This is a genomic window from Georgenia sp. X1117, from assembly GCF_057784635.1.
In genome coordinates this window covers 512,949-533,308 of the sequence record NZ_CM173492.1, presented here as the reverse complement: position 1 = coordinate 533,308, position 20,360 = coordinate 512,949, and the positions used below count along the sequence as shown (strand labels likewise).

Below are 20,360 nucleotides of genomic sequence, written 5' to 3'. Positions count from 1 at the left end.
GTGACCGCCCACGACGCCGCACGGGTGGCCACCGCGGGTTTCGTCCTCGCCCGGCTGCTCGACGAGGCGCCGAACGAGGCGCTCGCCGCCATGTTCGTCGAGCCCGAACGGCGGGCGACGTGGCCGCTGCGCGACGAGGACTCCCTGGCCGCACTGGCCTCGATCACTGCCGAGCGACCCGTCCTGCTCTCCCGCGACCATGCCCGCCTCTTCCGCGGCTCGCACCCACTGGCGCCGGCCCGGGAGTCGGCCTGGCGGGAGGGCACCGGGCGCGAGGAGGTGCGCTCGGGCCTCGTCGCCATCCGGGCCGAGGCACAGGTGCAGCACCCGCCGCCGGCCGCCGACGACCGCCTCGCCGAGCACGTCGCCCTCCTCGCCGGCCTGGCCACCCGCGTGCGGGCCGGCGCCGTCGAGGAGGACGAGGAGACCCGGCGCACCGCGGCCGCCGCGGCCGTTCGGCTGCGCCGCGAACGTCTCGACGACATCGTCGGTCCCTTCCTCGACGGCATCGACCGGCACGCCACCACCACCCTCTACCGGGCGCTGCCCGTGCTCATGCGCGGCTTCCTCACCGCCCACGCCGACCTGTGCGCGGCGGTCACCGGTGCGGGCCCGGAGCCGTCAGCCACCACCCAGGAGCAGCAGTGACGACGCACGACCACCTCGACCCACCGCCCCTGCTCGCGGACGTCGACCGGCTCGACGCCCTGGCCGCCGGGCTGGGCGTGCTCGCCCGCTTCCACCTCGACCCGCCCGACGACGCCACGCTCACCGAGCTGTGGGGGCTCGTCGACGAGTGGCCGCTGCCCGGCACCGAGGACGCCCGCACCGGGCTTCGGCTCCTGCGCGAGGCCCGCGGCATCGGGGAGGACGGCGCCGCGATCCACGACGACCACAGCCGGCTGTACGGCACCGCGGCGGTGGCCCGGGTCGCCCCCTACGAGTCGGTGCACCGCGGGGAGGACGGGCTGATCTTCGACAGCCACACCCTCGAGGTCCGCCAGATCTACCGGCTCCTCGACCTGCACGCACCGCGGGTCAACCGGGAGCCCGACGACCACATCGGCCTCGAGCTGTCCTTCCTGGGCCGGTGCTGCGAACGCACCCTGGACGCCCTCGAGCGCGGCGCGGACGACGAGGCCGGGCGGATCTGGTCCCTGGGCGCGGAGTTCTACCGCGAGCACCTGGCCCGCTGGGCCCCCGCGATGCTCGCCCGCGTGGCCGAGGAGGCCCGGACGCGGTTCATGCGCGGCCTCGCGCACCTGTCGCTGGGCGCCCTGGTCAGCGCCGCCGAGCTCGTCGAGCGGCAGGGCCCCGACGGCGGGGACCGGTCACCCGGGGCGGTCGGGGCCCCGGGCGCCGACCGGGCGCAAACGCCCGGATAGCCTGACGGGACCGCCGTCGAACCTGGAGGTCCCCCGTGAGCACACCGCTGGAGAGCTACGCCCTGCTGTCCGACCAACGCACGAGCGCGCTGGTGGCCAGGGACGGCAGCATCGACTGGCTGTGCTTCCCCCGCTTCGACTCGGCGGCCGTGTTCACCGCGATCCTCGGCGGCCGGGAGGACGGCCGCTGGCTGCTGGCCCCGCCCGACGGCGAGCTGGTCGACCGCGCCTACGTCGAGGACACCTTCGTGCTCGAGTCGCACTGGCGCACCCCGACCGGCGAGCTGACGGTCACCGACTACCTGCCCATCGACGAGGACCCCTACGCGCCGACCGCCGATCTCGTCCGCACGGTGCACTGCACCGCCGGCACCGTCGACGTCGAGCACGACCTCCGTATCCGCTTCGACTACGGCGCGGCCACCCCCTGGCTGCAGGTCGTCGAGGTCGACGGCGAGCGCGAGATCCACGCCGTCGCCGGCCCGGACTCCCTGGCCCTGCGCGGGCCGCGGCTCGAGGTCGTCGACGGCTCCTGCCGCGGCGCCCTCACCCTGATCGAGGGCGAGGAGCGGACCTGGGTGCTCACCTGGTCGCCCTCCTACCTGCCCGACGCACAGCCACGGCCCGAGACCCTCAGCCCCGTCGCCACGGTCGCGTTCTGGCGCCGCTGGGCCGACCGGATCGAGGCGGCGGGGCCCTACGCCCGGCAGGTGCGGCGCTCGCTGCTCGTGCTGCGGGCGCTGACCGAGCGGCTCACCGGCGGCATCGTCGCGGCCCCGACCACCTCCCTGCCCGAGGAGTTCGGCGGCGGCCGGAACTGGGACTACCGGTTCGTCTGGCTCCGGGACTCCGCGCTGACGATCGAGGCGCTGCTCAGCCACGGCTTCGTCAACGGCGCCGAGGCCTGGCGCACCTGGCTGCTGCGCGCGCTCGCCGGGGACCCGCAGGACCTGCGCATCATGTACGGGCTGGACGGGTCCCGACACCTGCCCGAGTCCGAGCTCGAGCACCTCAGCGGGTACGAGGACTCCCGCCCGGTGCGGATCGGCAACGGGGCCGCCGGCCAGTACCAGGCCGACGTCGTCGGCGAGGTCATGGTCGCCCTCGAGCAGGCCCGCGAGGCGGGCGTCGCAGAGACCGAGTTCTCGTGGGGCCTGCAGAAGGCGCTGCTCGACTACGCCCGGTCGCGGTTCGACGACAAGGACCACGGCATCTGGGAGATGCGCGGGGAGGCAGCCTGGTTCACCCACGGGCGGGCGATGATGTGGGCCGCCTTCGACCGGGGCGTGCGGGCCGTCGAGCGGGACGGGCTCGACGGCGACGTCGAGACCTGGCGGCGCCTGCGCGACCGGCTCCATGAGGAGGTGCACACCCACGGGTGGAACGAGGAGATCGGCTCCTTCACCCAGACCTACGGCTCGACCGAGGTGGACGCCTCCCTGCTGCAGCTCGCGCAGATCGGGTTCGTCGACCACGACGACCCGCGGATGCTCGCCACGGTGGCCCGCATCGAGCGCGACCTGCTCGACGAGCACGGGTTCCTCCACCGCTACCGCACCGCGGCGGGGCTCGACGGGATCGAGGGCGACGAGTACCCCTTCCTCATCTGCTCGTTCTGGCTGGTCGAGCAGTACGCGCGCAGCGGTCGGCGGGCGGAGGCGACGGCGATGATGGACGCCCTCGTCGCCGTGGGCTCCGACCTGGGCCTGCTCGCCGAGGAGTACGACCCGCGCACCGGTCGCCTGGCCGGGAACTTCCCGCAGGCCTTCAGCCACCTCGGTCTCGTGCGCGCCGCCGACGCCCTGGACGGGGTCGCCGCCACGCCGTAGCCGGTCGCCGCGTCGTGGTCGGCTGCCACATCGTGGTCGACCGCCGCGTCGTGACCGGCCGCCCGGCGGCCCGGTCGGCGGGTCGCCTCATCGGGGCAGCGTCCGGCGGACCGCGGCGGCCGCCTCCTCGAAGGACATGCCGCGGCCGACCGCCACACCGACGAGGTAGGACGCCACGGGTGCCATCGAGCGCTGCACGCCCTCGGCGACCTCCCCGGTGAGGCGGTGGACGGCGTCGACGTCCACGTCGCCGGCGCCCAGACCCAGCCCGCTGCGGGCGTCGTCCAGCCACGGCCCCAGCACCGTCGGCCAGTCCGCCCGCTCGGTCACCGGCGGACGCTCGCGGCGACCGGCGCGCTGCTCCCAGCGGCGGCGGTCCTCGGGCGTGTCGACGTCCTCGGCCCGCGCGCCCGGCCCGTCCGCGTCGACGAGCGCGAGCGGGGCGAGCAGGTCCCGCACCGACCGTCCCCGCGGATCGCCGATGAGCTCCAGCGCGCGGCGCAGCGCGCCGGGGCGTGCGCGCAGCGCCAGCCAGTCGCGCGAGCCGTCCGGACGGGTGAGGACCACGCCGTCGGCGCCCGGGGGGATCGGGCCGGCCGAGCCCAGCGCGGCGACCACGGAGTCCGCGCCCGGGAGGTCGCAGGCGAGGACAAGGACCTCCTCGTCCTCCGCGTCCTCGGCGTCCGCCGCCGGTGCACCGGCCCCAGATCCGGACCCGGACCCGTCGGGCCCGGCGCCCCGGGCTCCCTCGAGCGCGGCGAGGCCCGCGGCGATGCCGGCCGAGGGGCCGCCGTACGGGGGGTCCTCGAGGGTGCGCACCACGCCGTCGGGGACCGCCACCTCCTTGGCCGCGACGACGACGCGGGTGCGTGCGTCCGCCACGGCGTCGAGGACGATGTCGAGCATGCGCCGCCCGCCCACCGTGACGTCCGGCTTCGAGAGCCCACCGAGCCGTCGCCCCTCGCCTCCGGCCAGGACGATGGCGTCGACCATCAGAAGTTCACCCGCTCCCAGCCGCGACGCTCCCGCGCGGCGGCGTCGGACCTCGAGCGGTAGACGATGTACGGGCGCGTGAGGTATCCGAGCGGCACGCTGAACACGTGCACGAGCCGGGTGAAGGGCCACAGGGCGAAGAGCAGCACCGCCGAGAGCACGTGGGTCTGGAACAGCACCGGCGCGGCTGACATGAGCTCGACGTCGGGACGCAGCGTCCAGAACTGCCGGAACCACACCGACACGCCCTCGCGGTAGTCGTAGTCGCCGAGGGCGGAGTCGACGATCGTCGCGCCCACGCCGGCCAGGATCGTCACGGTGAGCAGGAGGTACATGACCTTGTCCATCACCGTCGTCGCGCCGAACACGCGCCGGTTGGTGCGGCGCCGGTAGATGAGCAGGAACAGCCCGCCCACGCAGGCGGCGGCCGCTGCCAGGCCGATGGTGATGGCCATGAGGTGGTAGGTGTGGTTGGTGATCCCCACGGCGTCGGTCCAGGACTTCGGGATGCCCAGCCCGACGGCGTGGCCGAAGAAGATCCCGATGATGCCGAAGTGGAACATTGGCGATCCGATGCGCAGGAGCTTCGACTCGTAGATCTGGCTCGACCGCGTGGTCCAGCCGAACTGGTCGTAGCGCCAACGCCACACGTGGCCGAGCACGAACACCGCGAGTGCCACGTACGGCACGATGACCCAGACCACCGTCTGCAGGGTCTCACTCATGACTGTCCCCTCACGGGCGTTATCGGCAGGAGCGGGCGGTCCCCGGGGGCGGGTGCGCCGCGGTGGGGCCCGGGCGCGCCCACGCCGGCGCCCGCGTGGTCGTGGTCGGAGCAGCCCTCGTCGTGCATGAGCGGCGGCATGTCCGAGTCGTCGCCGTAGCCCGCCAGGCCGACGAGCTCCTCGGCCGGGCCCTGCTCGACGAGCCGCCGCACCGCGGCGGTGTCCTCGCCGTCGAGCTCGGGCAGGGTCGCGCACACGGCCTCGACGGCGCCGTGCCAGGGCGAGTCGATGTCGGCCAGGTGCAGGCGGAGCAGCTCGAGGCCGGCGCGGTTGGCCAGCAGGATCTTCTCCGCGCCGGCGGCGTCGTGGCCGGCGCCGAACTCGAGCACGAGGGTGAGGTGGTCGGGCAGCTCGTCGTCGCCGACGAGCAGCCCCGCGCGCCGGTAGGTCTCCTTGACCCGCACCAGGGCCAGGCCGCGGCGGCGGGTGTCGCCGTGGCTGAAGTAGGTCAGGTGCAGGCAGCCCCGCCGGCGGGTGTCGAAGGTGTCGACGTAGGTGGCCCGCAGGGACTCCAGGTCGCGGGCGGACAGGGCGTCGAGCACCGGGTGCAGCATCGCGGCGAACCGGTCGGGCAGCGTGGCGACGAGGCGGCGCAGCTCGGGCAGGCGTTCGACGAGGTCGTCGCCGGGGTAGTCGACGAGCCACGACGCCGCGGCCCACACCGCGCGGGTCACCTCGACGGGGTCGCCGGCGGTGGTGCGGCCGGGCACCTGCCCGGGGCGGGGCGCCGCGCCCGGCGCCGCGGGCGCGGGGGCGCGCGGCGTCGTCGTCCCGGGGAAGGCCCGCGCCACCAGCCGGGCGAGCGCACCCATCAGGCGGTCCCCGCGGCGGGCCGGCGCGAGGGGAACAGGCCCGAGGGCCGCCCCCTGCCGTCCCAGTTGAGGAGGTTGATGCGCCCGGGTTCCTCAGGGCGGGTGTCGACGCCGCCGGCCGGGACCGCGCTGCGCGTACCGACCCCGGACATCCCCATGTCCTGCTCGGGCAGGTGCATCATCCCCGGCGCGCCGTCGGCGTTGAGCGGGCAGTCGGTGCCGATGCCCTCGAGGTTGTGCGCGGACTCCGAGTGGCCGACCGGGATGACGTAGCGCTCGTCGTACTTCGCGATCGCGAGCAGCCGGTACATCTTGCGGATCGCGGCCCCGGTCATGCCCACGGCCTCGGCGATGTCCTCGTCGGGCTCGTCGCCGAGGTTGATGTCGCGCATGTAGGAGCGCATCGCGGCCATGCGGGCGAGCACCCGCTGGACCGGGACGACGTCGCCGGCCGTGAACAGGTTCGCCAGGTACTCCACGGGGATGCGCAGCTGGTCGATCGCGGCGAACAGGGTGTCGGCGTCCTCGGCGTCGGCACCGGTCTCCTGCACGACGTCGACCACCGGCGAGAGCGGCGGGACGTACCAGACCATCGGCATCGTGCGGTACTCGGGGTGCAGGGGCAGGGCGACCTCGAACTCCTTGATGAGCCGCCACACGGGCGAGCGGGTGGCCGCCTGGATCCAGTCGTAGGGGATCCCGGCCCGCTCGGCCGCCTCCTGCACCTCGGGGTCGTTCGGGTCGAGGATGAGGTCCTTCTGCGCCTCGAGCAGCGCGTGCTCGTCGGTGATCGACGCCGCCGCGGTCACCTTGTCGGCGTCGTAGAGGACGAGGCCGATGTAGCGCAGCCGGCCCACGCAGGTCTCGGAGCACACCGTCGGCTCGCCCGCCTCGATGCGGGGGTAGCAGAACGTGCACTTCTCGGCCTTGCCGGTCTTGTGGTTGAAGTAGATCTTCTTGTACGGGCAGCCCGAGACGCACATGCGCCAGCCGCGGCACTGGTCCTGGTCCACGAGGACGATGCCGTCCTCCTCGCGCTTGTAGATCGCGCCGGAGGGGCAGCTGGCCGCGCACGAGGGGTTGAGGCAGTGCTCGCAGATGCGCGGCAGGTAGAACATGAAGGTGTTCTCGAACTCGAGCTTGACCTTGTCCTCGAGGCCCTTGAGCATCGGGTCCTTGTCGCCGTGGGCGTAGGTGCCGCCCAGGTCGTCGTCCCAGTTGCCCGACCACTGCACCTGGACCCGCTCACCGGTGATGAGCGACTTCGGCGGGGCGGTGGGGATGTGCTGCTGCTGCGGCGAGGAGAGCAGGTTGTCGTACTCGTAGGTCCACGGCTCGTAGTAGTCCTCGATGCCGGGCAGCCGGGGGTTGTTGAAGATCCGTAGGAGCTTGCTCACCCGGCCGCCGCCCTTGAGGCGCAGCCGCCCGCCGCGGCTCAGCTCCCAGCCGCCGCGCCACTTCTCCTGGTCCTCGTACCCGCGCGGGTAGCCCTGACCGGGGCGGGTCTCGACGTTGTTGAACCAGATGTACTCGGTGCCCTGGCGGTTGGTCCACGCCTGCTTGCACGTCACCGAGCAGGTGTGGCACCCGATGCACTTGTCGAGGTTCATCACCATCGCCATCTGCGACATCACGCGCATGTCCTCAGCTCCTCCTTCGCCCTGGTCAGTACTCGACCGGGGTGGTCCGGCGACGGATGACGGTGACCTCGTCGCGCTGGTTGCCGGTGGGTCCGTAGTAGTTGAACGCGAAGGCCAGCTGCCCGTAGCCGCCGATGAGGTGGCTGGGCTTGAGCATGATCCGCGTGAGCGAGTTGTGGATGCCGCCGCGCCTGCCGCTCGTCTCCGACAGCGGCACGTTGACGGTGCGGTCCTGGGCGTGATGCATGAACGCGGTCCCGCGCGGCATGCGGTGGGAGACGACGGCCCGCGCGGAGACCACCCCGTTGCGGTTGACCGCCTCGATCCAGTCGTTGTCCGCGATGCCCACCGCCTCGGCGTCCTCCACGCTCATCCAGATCGTCTGGCCGCCGCGGGAGAGGTTCATCATGAAGAAGTTCTCCATGTACATCGAGTGGATCGCCCACTTGTTGTGCGGCGTCAGGTACCGCACGGCGATCCCGTCCCCGCTGCGCTCGCCCGGCGCCGCCTCGCCGAACAGGGCGGTCATGTCCAGCGGCGGTCGGAACACCGGCAGCGACTCGCCCATCTCGAGCAGCCAGTCGTGGTCGAGGTAGAAGTGCTGGCGGCCCGTGAGGGTGTGCCACGGCTTGCGCCGCTCGACGTTGATGGTGAAGGGGGAGTAGCGCCGCCCGCCGGTCTCCGAGCCCGACCACTCCGGGGAGGTGACCACGGGCACCGGCGCCGACTGGGTGTCGGCGAAGGTCACGTGCCGGCCCGCGTTCTCCTCGGCGAGGTCCGCCAGCCGCACACCCGTGCGCCGCTCGAGGGTGCGGAACCCCTGCAGCGCCATCTCGCCGTTCGTGGTGCCCGACAGGCGCAGGATGAACTCCGCGGCCTTCCGGTCGGTGGCGATGCTCGGCTGCCCGGCCCCGACGCCGGACTCGACGACCCCGTTGAGGTGGCGCAGCTCCTCGACGTACTCCTTGACGTCGTAGGTGAGGCCCTTCGTCGTCATGCCCAGCTTCTCCAGGAGCGGGCCCACGGAGGTGAACTTCTCGTGGATCGTCGTGTAGTCCCGCTCGACCTCGACGAGCGCGGGCATGGTGACGCCGGGCACGGCCTCGCACTCGCCCTTCTTCCAGTCCCGTACCCGCCCGCGTGGGGTGGCCATCGCGCCGGCGGAGTCGTGCTGGAGGGGGAAGGCGACGACGTCGGTGCGGGTGCCGAGGTGGTCGACGGCCAGCTCGCTGAACCGCCTGGCGATCGTGCTCCACGCGTCCCAGTCCGTGCGGGACTGCCACGGCGAGGAGATCGCCGGGTTGAACGAGTGGATGAAGGGGTGCATGTCCGTCGTCGACAGGTCGTGCTTCTCGTACCAGGTCGCCGCCGGGAGGATGACGTCGGAGTGCAGCGTCGTCGACGTCATCCGGAAGTCGAGGGTGAGCAGCAGATCGATCTTCCCCACCGGCGCGTCCTCGCGCCACACCACGTCGCGGGGACGGAACTCGTCGGGCGTCTCCTCGGCGCGCACGTCGTTGTCCACCCCGAGCAGGTGCTTGAGGAAGTACTGGTCGCCCTTGGCCGAGCTGCCCAGGGTGTTGGCCCGCCACATCGACCAGATGCGGGGGTAGTTCCGCGGCCCGTCCGGGTCCTCGGCGGCGAACCGGATCGTGCCCTCCTTGAGCCGGTCGACGAGGTAGGGGATCGTCTCCTGCCCGGCCTCGCGCGCCTGGTCCGCGACGTCGAGGGAACTGACGTCGAACTGGGGGAAGTACGGCTGCCAGCCGAGCCGCTGGGACAGGGCGACCGCGTCGGCGGTGGCGGTGCCGGCGAAGGCGCCGGCCCCCGTGCGGGCGGCGAGCCGGTCGGCGCCGAACTGGTCGTAGCGCCACTGGTCGGTGTGCATGTACCAGTAGGTCGTCTGCGTCATCTGGCGCGGCGGGCGCGACCAGTCCAGGGCGTTGGCCAGGTGCAGCCAGCCCGAGATGGGCCGCACCTTCTCCTGGCCGACGTAGTGCGCCCAGCCGCCACCGTTGACGCCCTGGCAGCCGGTGAGGTTCGTCAGGGTGAGGAAGGTGCGGTAGATCGTGTCGGAGTGGAACCAGTGGTTGGTGCCGGCCCCCATGATGATCATCGACCGGCCGCCCGAGTCGCGGGCGTTGGCGGCGAACTCCCGGGCGATCTTGGCCGCCTTCGCCGCTGGCACGCCCGTGATGGCCTCCTGCCAGGCGGGGGTCGCCGGCTGGCTCGCGTCGTCGTAGCCGGTGGGCCAGTCGCCCGGCAGGCCCGGGCGACCCACCCCGTAGCGGGCGAGCAGCAGGTCGAAGACCGTGGTGACGAGGCGTCCGCCGACGCGCCGGGCGGGCACGCCGCGCCGGACGTCCTCGGCGCCGCCCTGCCCGGCGGTGTCGAAGCGGGGCAGGGTGACCTCGACGGCCTCCTCGGCGTGCTCGGCGAGGCTGAGCGCCGGCTCCAGGTCGCCGAGCTCGAGGTTCCAGCGGCCCTCGGAGTCAGCGGCGAAGCGGTGGCCGAGCGTGCCGCCCGGCACCGCGGCCCGGCCGGTGGCGGCGTCGAGCAGGACGGGCTTGAACGCCGCGTGCTCGGAGGCGGCCTCCGGGCCCACCTCGTCGGTGCCGAGGTCCTCGGCGACGACGAACTTGCCCGCCTGCCAGGTCCCGTCCGCCTCCTGCGTGAGCTCGACGAGGAAGGGCAGGTCCGTGTACCGGCCGACGTAGTCGGTGAAATACGCGGTGGGAGTCTCGACGAAGAACTCCCGCAGGATGACGTGGCCCATCGCCATCGCCAGCGCGGCGTCGGTGCCCGGGTGCGGGGCGAGCCACTCGTCGGCGAACTTCACGTTCTCGGCGTAGTCGGGCGCCACGGAGACGACCTTCTGGCCGCGGTAGCGGGCCTCGGCCATCCAGTGCGCGTCCGGGGTGCGGGTCAGCGGCACGTTCGAGCCCCACATGATGAGGTAGGCGGCGTCCCACCAGTCCCCGGACTCGGGCACGTCGGTCTGGTCGCCGAAGACCTGCGGGGACGCGGGCGGCAGGTCCGCGTACCAGTCGTAGAAGCTGAGCATCGAGGCGCCGATGAGCTGGTGGAACCGGGCGCCCGAGGAGAAGGAGACCTGGCTCATCGCGGGGATGGGGGAGAAGCCCGTGGCCCGGTCGGGGCCGAGCTCCTTGACCGTGTAGACGTAGGCGGCCGCGACGATCTCGACCGCCTCGTTCCAGGTGGCCCGGACGAGCCCGCCGTGCCCGCGCGCCGACTTGTAGCGGCGCGCCTTCTCGGGGTCCTCGACGATCGACTGCCAGGCCAGCACCGGGTCGCCGCCGGGGACCTGGGCCTTGGCCTCGCGGAAGAGGCGGACGAGCTCGCCGCGCACGTAGGGGTAGCGCACCCGCGTGGGGGAGTACGTGTACCAGGAGAACGAGGCGCCGCGCGGGCAGCCGCGGGGCTCGTACTCGGGGCGGTCGGGCCCGGTGGAGGGGTAGTCGGTCTGCTGCGACTCCCAGGTGATGATCCCGTCCTTGACGTAGACCTTCCACGAGCACGAGCCGGTGCAGTTGACCCCGTGGGTCGAGCGCACGACCTTGTCGTGGCTCCACCGGTCCCGGTAGAAGGAGTCGCCCGAGCGGCCGCCGGTGTAGTGGATCTCCCGGTTGTCCTCGCTGACGGGGGCGCGGCTGAACATCTTGCGCACGCCGATCAGCGCGTCGGTGAGCGCGCCGTCGGGTCCGGCCGCGGCGCGTGGTGTCTCCCGGACGGTCATGAGGTCCTCCCGGTCGGGGTCGTGGGTCCGGTGCGGCGGCGGGCGGCGCGGCCGACCATGAGCGTGATGACGATGGCGCCGCCCGCGGCGGCGGCGAGGGCGAGCAGGCCGAGCGAGTAGTTGGACTGGTTGATCCACAGCTGGCCGAGGATGAGCGGCGGGACGAAGCCGCCCAGGCCGCCGGCGGCGCCGACCAGGCCCGTGATCGAGCCGACCTTCGCCGGGTCGGAGGCCTGGCCGACGAGCCCGAACACGGCGCCGGTGCCCAGCCCCAGCCCGACCGCCATGACGAGGAAGGCGGGGGTCCCGATGCCCGACAGGGACGGGTTGATGCTGAGGACGACGGCGGTCGCGGTCACCGTGACGTAGGAGATGAGCAGCGTGGTCACCGCGCCGATGCGGTCCGCGAGCAGGCCGCCGACCACGCGGCAGGCGACCGCGACGACCACGAACCCGCCCATCCGGGCCGAGGCGTCCCCGGGCTCGAGCGCGTACTCGTTCTGCAGGTAGGTCGGCAGGTAGACGGAGAAGGCCACGTAGCCGCCGAAGGCGATCGCGTAGAGGTACATCGCCTGCCACGTCAGCGGGAGCCGGGCGGCCGCCGCGACCTTCGCCGCCATCGAGGTGCGGGAGGGTGACCAGCCCGGCGCGTCGCGCATGAGCAGCCAGGCGAGCACGGCGTAGCCGGCGAGGACGACGGCCGCGACGACGAACGGCGCCGTCCGGTCGAGGTCGACGTACAGCGGGACCGTGGTGAACGCCGAGATCGCGGTGCCGGCCATGCCCACGCCGTAGATGCCCAGCGCCAGGCCACGCCGCTCGGGCGGGAACCAGGCGTTGACGAACGGGACCCCGACGGCGAACACCGAGCCCGCGATGCCGAGGAAGAACCCGCCCACGAGCAGGGAGGCGTAGGCGTCCTGACCGAGGAACCCGATGTGCAGGACCGGCACGATGGTCACGGCGGAGATGAGCGGCATCATCACGCGCCCGCCGTAGCGGTCGGTGAGCGCGCCGACCGGGATGCGGCCGAGCGAGCCGACGAGGACGGGCACCGCGACGAGCAGGGCGGAGTCGGTCGTCAGTCCCTGCTCGACGAAGGTCGAGCCGAGCGGGCTGAGCAGCGCCCAGGCCCAGAAGTTGAGCATGAACCCCAGCGTGGCGAGCACGAGCGCCCGGGCGCGTCCTCCGCGGCCGACACCCGTGCCGGTGGCGGGACCTGCGGCAGCAGTCATGGTCGTCCTTCCGAGCGGACCCTTCTACGGCATTTCTCGGAGAGTACACAGAAAAAATAAAGTGAGAGGGGCGTCACCTAAAGCCGTGTCGCCGCAGGTCGCAGATGTCCGGGTCCGACGTCGGGAATGTCCGGTTCCGGCGGCCGGACCGGCACCGGGGGACCGTCGCGTCCCCGCCACGCCGTCGGGCGCACTACAGTGCGCCGCATCGGTACCGGCCGCGGTCGCGAGCGAGCGCCGGGTGAGGAGGGACAGGCAGATGGCGACCCCCGTCGTCACGCAGCGCCAGCGAGCCCTGCTCGACGCCCTCGACGCCGCACCCGGCCCGCTCACCGTGCACGAGCTCGCGGCCGCCACGGGACGGCACACGACCACCGTCCGGGCCCACCTCGCCGAGCTGGAGGCCGCCGGTCTCGTCCGCAGCGCACCCCTGCGGGAGGGGGAGCGGGGGCGACCCAGGCTGATGTGGTTCGCGATCCGCCCCGCGGACACCGCCATGGCGGAGATGGCCGTCGTCCTCGCCCGCGAGCTCGCGCTGCGGGAGGACGACCCGGTCCCGGTCGCCTACGCGCTCGGCCGCCGGATGGCGCAGCGCACGGTTGCCGGCACCGACGCCCTCGCGGTGGAGATGACGCGGCTCGGTTTCGACGCCAGCACCGACGACGAGGAGCCCGACACCATCTGGCTGCACGCCTGCCCCTACCTGCGCGCGGCCACCGAGGTCCCCGAGGTCGCCTGCTCGATGCACGAGGGCCTGACCGACGCCCTCCTCGGGGCCGGCCCCGAGCCGGACGACCGGCGCGCCCGGCTCACACCCTTCGCCCGCCCCGGCATGTGCCGGCTGCGCCTGGATCAGATGCCGCAGGACGGGTCGGCCGCGCGGGACTGACCCGCCCCGACCGAGGAGCCGACCTACGATTCAGGGCATGCAGCCCTTCTCCCTGACCGACGGCGTCGTCCGACTCGACGCCCCGGCCGAGTCCGACGTCGACGAGATCACCGAGGCCTGCCAGGACCCCGAGATCCTCGAGTGGACCCAGGTCCCGGCGCCCTACGGCCGCTCCGCCGCCGAGACCTTCGTGCGCGACCTCGCCGTCACGGCCTGGCAGCAGGGGCGTCCCACGTGGGTGGTGCGCGAGGTCGAGGGCGGTCGGCTCGTGGGCACCGTCGGCGTCAACCGCTTCGCCGGGCGCGGCTCGGTCGCCGACATCGGGTACTGGACGGCCGCGTGGGGGCGCGGACGCGGACTGACCACGCGCGCGGTGTCGCTGGCCTGCGACGCCCTGCTGACCACGGTCGGTGCCGGCGCCGTCGGGTGGGCCTGCGAGATCCACGACGGGCGCGTGAACTGGGACTCCTGGCGGGTGGCCTGGCGGCTCGGCTTCCGCCGCGACCCCGGCGTCCTGCGCGCCGCCCACGTCAACAAGGGCGTGCTGCACGACGGCCTGCGCGCCACCCTGCTGCCGGGCGACCCGCGCGAGCCGGCCGCCCCCTGGGACGGGCCGGCGAGGCCCACGGACGCGGGTGCCGCGGGCGGGAGCCCGGCCGACGGGCACCCCGCGGACGGGGGGCCTGCCGCGGCCGGGGACGCCCCGGCGTCGGACCGGCGCGCCGACGCGCCGGACCCGCGCGACCCCGAGGCCCTCGTGCGCCAGTTCCACGCCACCTACGACCTGCCGGTGGTCACCACGGGGCCCGAGGCCGACGTCGAGCGGGTGCACATGCGCACCGGCCTCGTCGTCGAGGAGGCGGCCGAGCTCGTCGGGGCGGTCTACGGGCAGCGGGCCGAGGAGATCCTCACGGCGGCCTTCACCGAGGCCGTCGCCGCCGACGACGGCAGCCGGGACACCGTCGAGGTCGCCGACGCGCTGGGCGACCTCGTCTACGTCGCCTACGGGATGGCCCTCGAGTGCGGCATCTCGCTGCCCGCCGTGCTCGGCGAGATCCAGGCCTCGAACATGTCCAAGCTCGGCGCCGACGGCCGCCCGATCTACCGGGAGGACGGGAAGGTGCTCAAGGGGCCCGGCTACTTCCCCCCGGACATCGGCGGCGTGCTCGAGCGGGAGCGGCTCGCCGGCTGAAGCCGGCGGCCACCGGGCCAGGGCCCGCGCCCGGGCGGGTCCCGGCCGGTGCGACGATGGGGCGATGACCAGCCAGGACCCCGTCACCCTGCCCGACGACAACCCGTTCTCCCATCCCTCGCCGCTGCCCTTCGGCCTGCCCGAGTTCGAGCGGATCAGGCCTGAGCACCTGCTTCCCGCGCTGCGTGCGGGCCGGGCGGTCCAGCGCGCCGAGTGGGAGGCCGTCGCGACCGACCCGTCCGCGCCGACCGTGGAGAACACCCTGCACGCGCTCGAGCTCTCCGGCGACCTGCTCACCCGCGCCTCGGTGGTGCGCTCGACCCTCGAGGGCTCCGTCGGCGGCCCCGAGCACGACGCGATCGCCGCGGAGAACGCCCCGGAGGCGGCCGCGCACGGGGACGCCTTCTGGCTCGACGCCCGCATCTACGACCGCTTCCTGGCCCTGCAGGCCGCCGGCGGCCTCGACGAGCAGGACGCCTGGGCGGTCGACGAGTACGTCCGCGGCTTCGAGCGCCGCGGCGTCGGCCTCGACGAGGCGGGCACCGCCCGGCTGCGGGCGCTCAACGCCGAGATCTCCGGCCTGACCACCGACTTCCGCAACCGCGCGGCCGCCGGGATGGCCGCCGCCGCGCTGCCCGTGCGCGACGAGCGGGGCCTGGCCGGTCTCGACGAGGGCCGGCGCCGCTCGCTCGCCGCCTCCGCGGCGGCCCGCCCCGCCGCGGCCGACGGCGCCGAGCACCTCATCACCTACGTCCTGCCCTCGCAGCAGCCGCTGCTCACCGAGCTCACCGACCCGGCCACGCGCCGCGAGCTGCTCGACCGCTCCACGGCGAGGGGCACCGGCGTCGACCCCGCCACCGACACCCGTGCGCTCGTGCGGGCCATCGCCCGCGCCCGCGCCGAGCGCGCCCGCCTGCTGGGCGCCGAGCACCACGCCGAGGTCGTCGCCCGCGGGGCCACCGCCCCCGACGCCGACGCGATCCGTGCGATGCTCACCCGGCTCGCGGCGCCCGCCGTGCGCAACGCCGGTCTCGAGGCCGCCGAGCTCGAGACGCTCGCCCAGGCCGACCCGGAGCGCGGCGCGGAGGCCGGCGAGCTGGCCGCGAGCGACTGGTCCTACTACGCCGAGAAGCTCAAGACCGAGCGCTTCCAGGTCGACGACGCCGTCCTGCGCCCCTACCTCGAGCTGGACACCGTCCTCACCGACGGCGTCTTCCTCGCCGCGCACCGCCTGTACGGGCTCTCCTTCACCGAGCGCCCCGACCTGCCCGGGTACGCCGAGGGCGTGCGCGTGTGGGAGGTCGGCGAGGAGGACGGCAACGCGCTCGGCCTGTTCGTCGGCGACTTCTACGCCCGCGAGCACAAGCGCGGCGGCGCCTGGATGCACGACCTCGTCACCGGCTCGGAGCTGACCGGGAAGGCGCCGGTGGTCGTCAACAACGCCAACATCACCCGCCCGGCGCCCGGCGAGCCGACCCTGCTGACCTGGGACGAGGTGCGCACCCTGTTCCACGAGTTCGGGCACACCCTGCACTCCCTGCTCACCTCGGCCCGCTACCCGGGGTTCGCCGGCACGGCCCTGCCGCGCGACTTCGTCGAGTACCCCTCCCAGGTCAACGAGCAGTGGATGGAGCACCCCGAGGTGCTCGCCTCCTTCGCCCGCCACCACGTCACCGGCGAGCCGCTGCCGCAGGAGACGGCCGATCGGCTGCGCTCGATCGGCGCCTTCGGGCAGGGCTTCGCCACCTCCGAGTACCTCGGCGCGGCGATCGTCGACCAGGCCTGGCACCGGATCGGCCCCGACGAGGTCCCCGCCGACGACGAGGGCGTCCTCGCCCTCGAGGCCGCCGCCCTGGCCGAGGCCGGGCTCACCGACCCGCGGATCCCGCCGCGCTACCGCACGACCTACCTCAACCACTCCTTCGGCGGCGGGTACGACGCGGCCTACTACTCCTACATCTGGTCCGAGGTGCTCGACGCGGAGACCGTGGAGTGGTTCCGCGCCCACGCCGCCGGCGACGACGGGCTGACCCGGAAGGCCGGGGAGACCTTCCGGGCCGAGGTGCTCTCGCGCGGCAACTCCCGCGACCCCCTGGCCTCGGTCCGGGCGCTGCTCGGCCGCGACCCCTCGGTCGACCCCCTGCTCGAGCGCCGCGGCCTCACCGACTGACGGCACGTCCCGGCGGGACGAGGACGGGGCCCCACCGTGCGGTGGGGCCCCGTCCTGTCCTGCGGTGGTGTGGGTCAGCGCTGGACGGTCAGGGTGTCCGTCCCGTTGCCGTCCCAGTCACCGACGTGCACGACGTCGCCGGGACGCCCGTAGCGGATGGTCCGCTCGGCCCAGCCGCCGGTCAGGGAGTTGCGCAGGAAGTACTCGTTCCCGCGCCGGACCAGCAGGGTGTCGACCTCGTCGCCGTCCCAGTCGCCGACGTAGATGTCGTCGTCCGCGCGGCCGTAGGCGAACACCGTGTCGGCCCAGCCACCACGGATGGTGTTGACGACGTAGTAGGTGTCCCCACGCCGCACGGTGAGCGAGTCGGTGCGGTCGCCGTCGAAGTCACCGACGATGACCTCGTCACCGGCGCGCCCGTAGTTGATCTCGGCGTCGGCCCAGCCGCTCCGCATCGTGTTGCTCACGAAGTAGGTGTTCCCGCGGCGCACGGCGAAGGTGTCGAACCCGTCGCCGTCCCAGTCACCGACCAGCACGACGTCGGAGGCGCGGCCGTAGCGGATCTCGTCCACCGCGGCGTTGCCCTGGGCGTCGTTGTTGATGAGGTAGCGGTTGCCGCGGCGCACCGAGATGGTGTCCACGCCGTCGCCGTCCCAGTCGCCCACGAGCACCTCGTCGGACGGACGACCGAACTCGTAGGTGTACTCGGCCGGACCGCCGACCCAGGAGTTGGACGTGAGGAAGGTCGACACGTCGCCCGCCGGCGGCGGCGTCGGGACGTCGCCCCCACGGTCGACGGTGAAGACCGGCGAGGTCCAGCGCTCGAACTCACCGGCCGCCTCGCTGCCCAGCGCGCTCACCGCGGTGAGCTCGAGGACGTAGTCGCCGTCGGGGAGCGCCTCACGCTCGGTGCGGTCGGCGGTCAGCACGGTGCCGTCCCACTCCCACAGCTCGAGGCCCGCCGACAGACCCACGGTCTGCTCGGTGCGCACGACGCCACCACCGGTACGGGCCTCCGCCTGGTCGGCGGGGAACGCACGCAGCGTGACCTCCTGCGCGGAGTGCTCGATCGACCAGATCGCGGCCGGCCGGTCGAGCTGGTCCATGCCGAAGGTGGCACCCGCGTCGGCCAGGGCGAACTCGGCGCCGGCCTCGCAGCGGTCGCCGACGAAGCGCTCGCACGTGACGAGCGTGCCCAGCGCGCCCTCCTCGCCCGGGGTGAACTCGCCGCCGTAGACGGCGCCGAGGTCCTCGAGCAGGTTGAGCGACTGGTAGTCGCCGGCGAACCCGTAGAAGGGCAGCGAGACCGGCTCGACCGTCTCGTCCGTCGGCGTGAGGACGACGTACCCGCCGTACTGGGCGCCGACCTCCTCCAGGCCGGGGTCGGGCGAGATCGCGTAGGAGAACGTGGCCGTGCCGCCCGCCGGGACGGTGACCGAGGTCGGTCCCGCGTAGGTGTGCGCGCCCTCGTACTGGCCCAGGTTCCACGAGCCGGTCGTGGCCAGTGCGTCGACGGTGGTGATCTCGTAGGTGACGTCGGCCTCGGAGGTCGAGGTCAGCGTGACCTCACCGGTGCCCGGCCCGGACTCGGACTCGCCGAGCACGAGCTGACCCGGGCTGGCGACGACGCCGGCGAGGATCGACTCGTCGATCTGGACCATGCCGGCGCCCTGACGGTGGACCGCCTCGAGCAGGCCGTACTCCGGGTCGCCGTTCCACATCGCCGGCTCGGCGTAGTTCTGCAGGACGTCGCGGATCGTCCCCGAGTCGGTACCCGGGTGCGCCTCGAGGTAGAGGGCGACGGTGCCCGCGACGTGCGGGGCCGACATCGAGGTGCCGGTGAGGGTGGCGTAGCCGCCGTCCTCGAGCGGGTAGGTCGAGTAGATCGACCCGCCCGGTGCGCCGAGGTTGGGCTTGAGGTCGAGCGAGGCGGTGCCGCCCCAGGACGAGCCGACGTTGATGAGGCCGCCGGTCGGGTTGACGACCTCGATCTCCTGGTCGGTGACCGTGACGGAGAGGCCCTCGGCGCCGATGGACTCGACGAGCGCGCGCCCGTCGGCCTGGCTGACGACCGTCACCGGGATGGTGATCGCCGGGTCGCCCGCGACCGTCGCGGCCGCGAGGCCTGGCGAGTTGTTGTAGATGATGAGGGCCTCCGCGCCCGCCTCCTGCGCGTTGAGCGCCTTGATGTGGAAGGTGCAGTTACCGCGCTTGATGAGCACGAGCTGGCCCGTGTGGTCCTCCGCCAGCGGCTCGCAGCCCTGGGCGGACGCCTCGCCGGGCGTGCCCACGGCGGCGATGTCGGTGTAGACCGTCCCGGGCACCGGCTCGGGCGCCGAGGTGGCGGGCATGTGCCCGATGACCTCGCCGTCGGGGCCGATCTCCAGCGCGTCGGCCGTGACCGCGAGGTTGTCGTACATCGCGACGCCGATCACGCTCTCGCCGTTGCCCGGCGCGCCGGCGGCCCACGGCCCCAGCTCGCCCTCGTTGCCGATGGAGGCGGTGACGACCATGCCGAGGTCGTGCAGGCGCGAGGCGATGACCGAGGTGGGGTAGTCGGCCCAGCCGGCGAACGCGGAACCGATCGACATGTTGAGGACGTCGGCGCCGTCGGCGTAGGCGCGCTCCATGGCCGCGTTCATGATGTCGGTCTCGGTCGAGCCGTCGCAGCCGAACACGCGGTAGGAACCGAAGGTGACGCCCGGGGCGACGCCCTGGACGCCGTCGGTGGCGCTGTCGCCGGAGGCGCCGACGATGCCCGCGACGTGGGTGCCGTGGCCCTGGCAGTCGTCCGGGTCGTCGTCCGGGTGCGGGACCGGCTGGTAGGCCGGGGAGCTCGGGTCGGCGTTGTAGGTGTCGCCGACGAAGTCGTAGCCCGTGGTCACGCGCTCCGTGGGGAAGGCGTCCCCGCCGGGGGTGCCGGAGCCGCCGAGGTCCGGGTGGTTGTAGTCGATGCCGGTGTCCATGACGGCCACGTGCACGCCGGTGCCGTCGAGGCCGAGCTCGCTGACGGCGATGTCGGCACCGGTCATGGTGACCGCCGTCCCCATCTCGGGCGACTCGTTCGGGAGGGTCTCGGGCGCGTCGACGACCTCGACCGGCCAGGCCCCGGAGACACCGGGCATCGCCAGGATCGCGTCGATGTCGGAGTCGGCGACCTCGATGGACAGGCCGTTCCACACCGTGGAGTACTGCTGGCGCACGTCGATCGAGATGCCGGCGCTCGCGGCCGAGGACATGAAGCTCGACTGCTGGGCGGTGACGTTCGCGCGGCTGCCGCCCAGGGCGGTGGCCGTGCGGTCCATGCCGATGAACCAGGCACCGGTGGGGGAACCGGTGCGCAGGGCCTCTGCGGTGGCGGCGGACATCGACAGCCGGCTGGCGGCCGGGTCGGGCGGGTCGATCTCGACGACGTCGGCCGAGGCCGGTGCGGCGAGCACGCCGACGAGGAGCGCGGCGGACGCCGCGGCAACGCCGGCGATTCGTCCACCTCCCCGTCGTGCTCTCGGGAGTGGGAAGGTGGACACGCGTTGAACCTCCGGTACCTAGACGATGACGCTCGACATCGAGAGTCATGGTGCGCATCACATCATGCCCTCGATCACCGCCCTGGATCGGCGGGTTCCTGTCCAGCTTCTCCTTTTCAGGTTGCGAATGCGTAACGACCAGGTCA

13 protein-coding genes are annotated in these 20,360 nt (G+C 73.4%); 6 read left to right on the top strand and 7 right to left on the bottom strand.

The window, feature by feature from the left end; translation table 11 throughout:
• Genes AC3D3D_RS02375 through AC3D3D_RS02365 form a run of 3 tightly spaced genes read left to right on the top strand, consistent with a single transcriptional unit; the run spans position 1 to position 3,214 of the window.
• Entirely contained in the window at positions 1-648 is a 648-nt protein-coding gene (locus tag AC3D3D_RS02375; RefSeq protein WP_463662273.1) for a hypothetical protein, read from the top strand.
• The gene (locus AC3D3D_RS02370; protein WP_463662272.1) at positions 645-1,385 is read left to right on the top strand and encodes a TorD/DmsD family molecular chaperone; all 741 of its coding nucleotides are present in this window, start codon (positions 645-647) and stop codon (positions 1,383-1,385) included. The genes AC3D3D_RS02375 and AC3D3D_RS02370 overlap by 4 nt, the downstream gene beginning before the upstream one ends.
• Positions 1,386-1,420: 35 nt before the next feature.
• Entirely contained in the window at positions 1,421-3,214 is a 1,794-nt protein-coding gene (locus AC3D3D_RS02365) for a glycoside hydrolase family 15 protein (protein ID WP_488512322.1), read from the top strand.
• A gap of 87 nt (positions 3,215-3,301) precedes the next feature.
• Here AC3D3D_RS02365 and AC3D3D_RS02360 read toward each other — a convergent pair whose 3' ends face one another.
• Genes AC3D3D_RS02360 through AC3D3D_RS02335 form a run of 6 tightly spaced genes read right to left on the bottom strand, consistent with a single transcriptional unit; the run spans position 3,302 to position 12,436 of the window.
• Positions 3,302-4,207 carry an NTP transferase domain-containing protein gene (locus AC3D3D_RS02360; protein ID WP_463662271.1) on the bottom strand — a complete coding sequence of 302 codons (906 nt, stop codon included), beginning with the start codon at positions 4,205-4,207 and terminating at the stop codon, positions 3,302-3,304.
• On the bottom strand, positions 4,207-4,932 hold the full coding sequence (narI, locus tag AC3D3D_RS02355; RefSeq protein ID WP_463662270.1) for a respiratory nitrate reductase subunit gamma: 726 nt from the start codon (positions 4,930-4,932) through the stop codon (positions 4,207-4,209). Before narI ends, AC3D3D_RS02360 begins: the two co-directional genes overlap by 1 nt.
• On the bottom strand, positions 4,929-5,804 hold the full coding sequence (gene narJ, locus AC3D3D_RS02350; RefSeq protein ID WP_463662269.1) for a nitrate reductase molybdenum cofactor assembly chaperone: 876 nt from the start codon (positions 5,802-5,804) through the stop codon (positions 4,929-4,931). The genes narI and narJ overlap by 4 nt, the downstream gene beginning before the upstream one ends.
• Positions 5,804-7,444, bottom strand: coding sequence for a nitrate reductase subunit beta (gene narH, locus AC3D3D_RS02345; RefSeq protein WP_463662268.1), 1,641 nt, complete (start codon positions 7,442-7,444; stop codon positions 5,804-5,806). The genes narJ and narH overlap by 1 nt, the downstream gene beginning before the upstream one ends.
• A 25-nt stretch (positions 7,445-7,469) precedes the next feature.
• Positions 7,470-11,201 carry a nitrate reductase subunit alpha gene (locus tag AC3D3D_RS02340; RefSeq protein ID WP_463662267.1) on the bottom strand — a complete coding sequence of 1,244 codons (3,732 nt, stop codon included), beginning with the start codon at positions 11,199-11,201 and terminating at the stop codon, positions 7,470-7,472.
• Positions 11,198-12,436 (bottom strand): MFS transporter, encoded by a 1,239-nt coding sequence (locus AC3D3D_RS02335; protein ID WP_463662266.1) that lies wholly within the window; start codon positions 12,434-12,436, stop codon positions 11,198-11,200. Before AC3D3D_RS02335 ends, AC3D3D_RS02340 begins: the two co-directional genes overlap by 4 nt.
• Before the next feature lie 259 nt (positions 12,437-12,695).
• Here AC3D3D_RS02335 and AC3D3D_RS02330 point away from each other — a divergent pair, with 259 nt between their 5' ends.
• From AC3D3D_RS02330 to AC3D3D_RS02320, 3 genes are all read left to right on the top strand, one after another.
• Positions 12,696-13,325 (top strand): helix-turn-helix transcriptional regulator, encoded by a 630-nt coding sequence (locus AC3D3D_RS02330; protein ID WP_463662265.1) that lies wholly within the window; start codon positions 12,696-12,698, stop codon positions 13,323-13,325.
• 37 nt (positions 13,326-13,362) lie between these two features.
• Positions 13,363-14,517 (top strand): GNAT family N-acetyltransferase, encoded by a 1,155-nt coding sequence (locus tag AC3D3D_RS02325; RefSeq protein WP_463662264.1) that lies wholly within the window; start codon positions 13,363-13,365, stop codon positions 14,515-14,517.
• A 64-nt stretch (positions 14,518-14,581) separates the two neighbouring features.
• The gene (locus AC3D3D_RS02320) at positions 14,582-16,687 is read left to right on the top strand and encodes a M3 family metallopeptidase (protein ID WP_463662263.1); all 2,106 of its coding nucleotides are present in this window, start codon (positions 14,582-14,584) and stop codon (positions 16,685-16,687) included.
• 74 nt (positions 16,688-16,761) lie between these two features.
• Here the strand turns inward: AC3D3D_RS02320 and AC3D3D_RS02315 are convergent, their stop codons facing one another.
• Positions 16,762-20,214, bottom strand: a complete 3,453-nt coding sequence (locus AC3D3D_RS02315) for a S8 family serine peptidase (RefSeq protein ID WP_463662262.1) — start codon at positions 20,212-20,214, stop codon at positions 16,762-16,764.
• Positions 20,215-20,360: the final 146 nt, after the last annotated feature.

Bases quoted from the DNA above. Each gene is read 5' to 3' on its own strand.
- AC3D3D_RS02360 (WP_463662271.1), bottom strand. From the start codon at position 4,207: ATGGTCGACGCCATCGTCCTGGCCGGAGGCGAGGGGCGACGGCTCGGT.
- narI (WP_463662270.1), bottom strand. From the start codon at position 4,932: ATGAGTGAGACCCTGCAGACGGTGGTCTGGGTCATCGTGCCGTACGTG.
- narJ (WP_463662269.1), bottom strand. From the start codon at position 5,804: ATGGGTGCGCTCGCCCGGCTGGTGGCGCGGGCCTTCCCCGGGACGACG.
- narH (WP_463662268.1), bottom strand. From the start codon at position 7,444: ATGCGCGTGATGTCGCAGATGGCGATGGTGATGAACCTCGACAAGTGC.
- AC3D3D_RS02340 (WP_463662267.1), bottom strand. From the start codon at position 11,201: ATGACCGTCCGGGAGACACCACGCGCCGCGGCCGGACCCGACGGCGCG.
- AC3D3D_RS02335 (WP_463662266.1), bottom strand. From the start codon at position 12,436: ATGACTGCTGCCGCAGGTCCCGCCACCGGCACGGGTGTCGGCCGCGGA.
- AC3D3D_RS02330 (WP_463662265.1), top strand. From the start codon at position 12,696: ATGGCGACCCCCGTCGTCACGCAGCGCCAGCGAGCCCTGCTCGACGCC.
- AC3D3D_RS02325 (WP_463662264.1), top strand. From the start codon at position 13,363: ATGCAGCCCTTCTCCCTGACCGACGGCGTCGTCCGACTCGACGCCCCG.
- AC3D3D_RS02320 (WP_463662263.1), top strand. From the start codon at position 14,582: ATGACCAGCCAGGACCCCGTCACCCTGCCCGACGACAACCCGTTCTCC.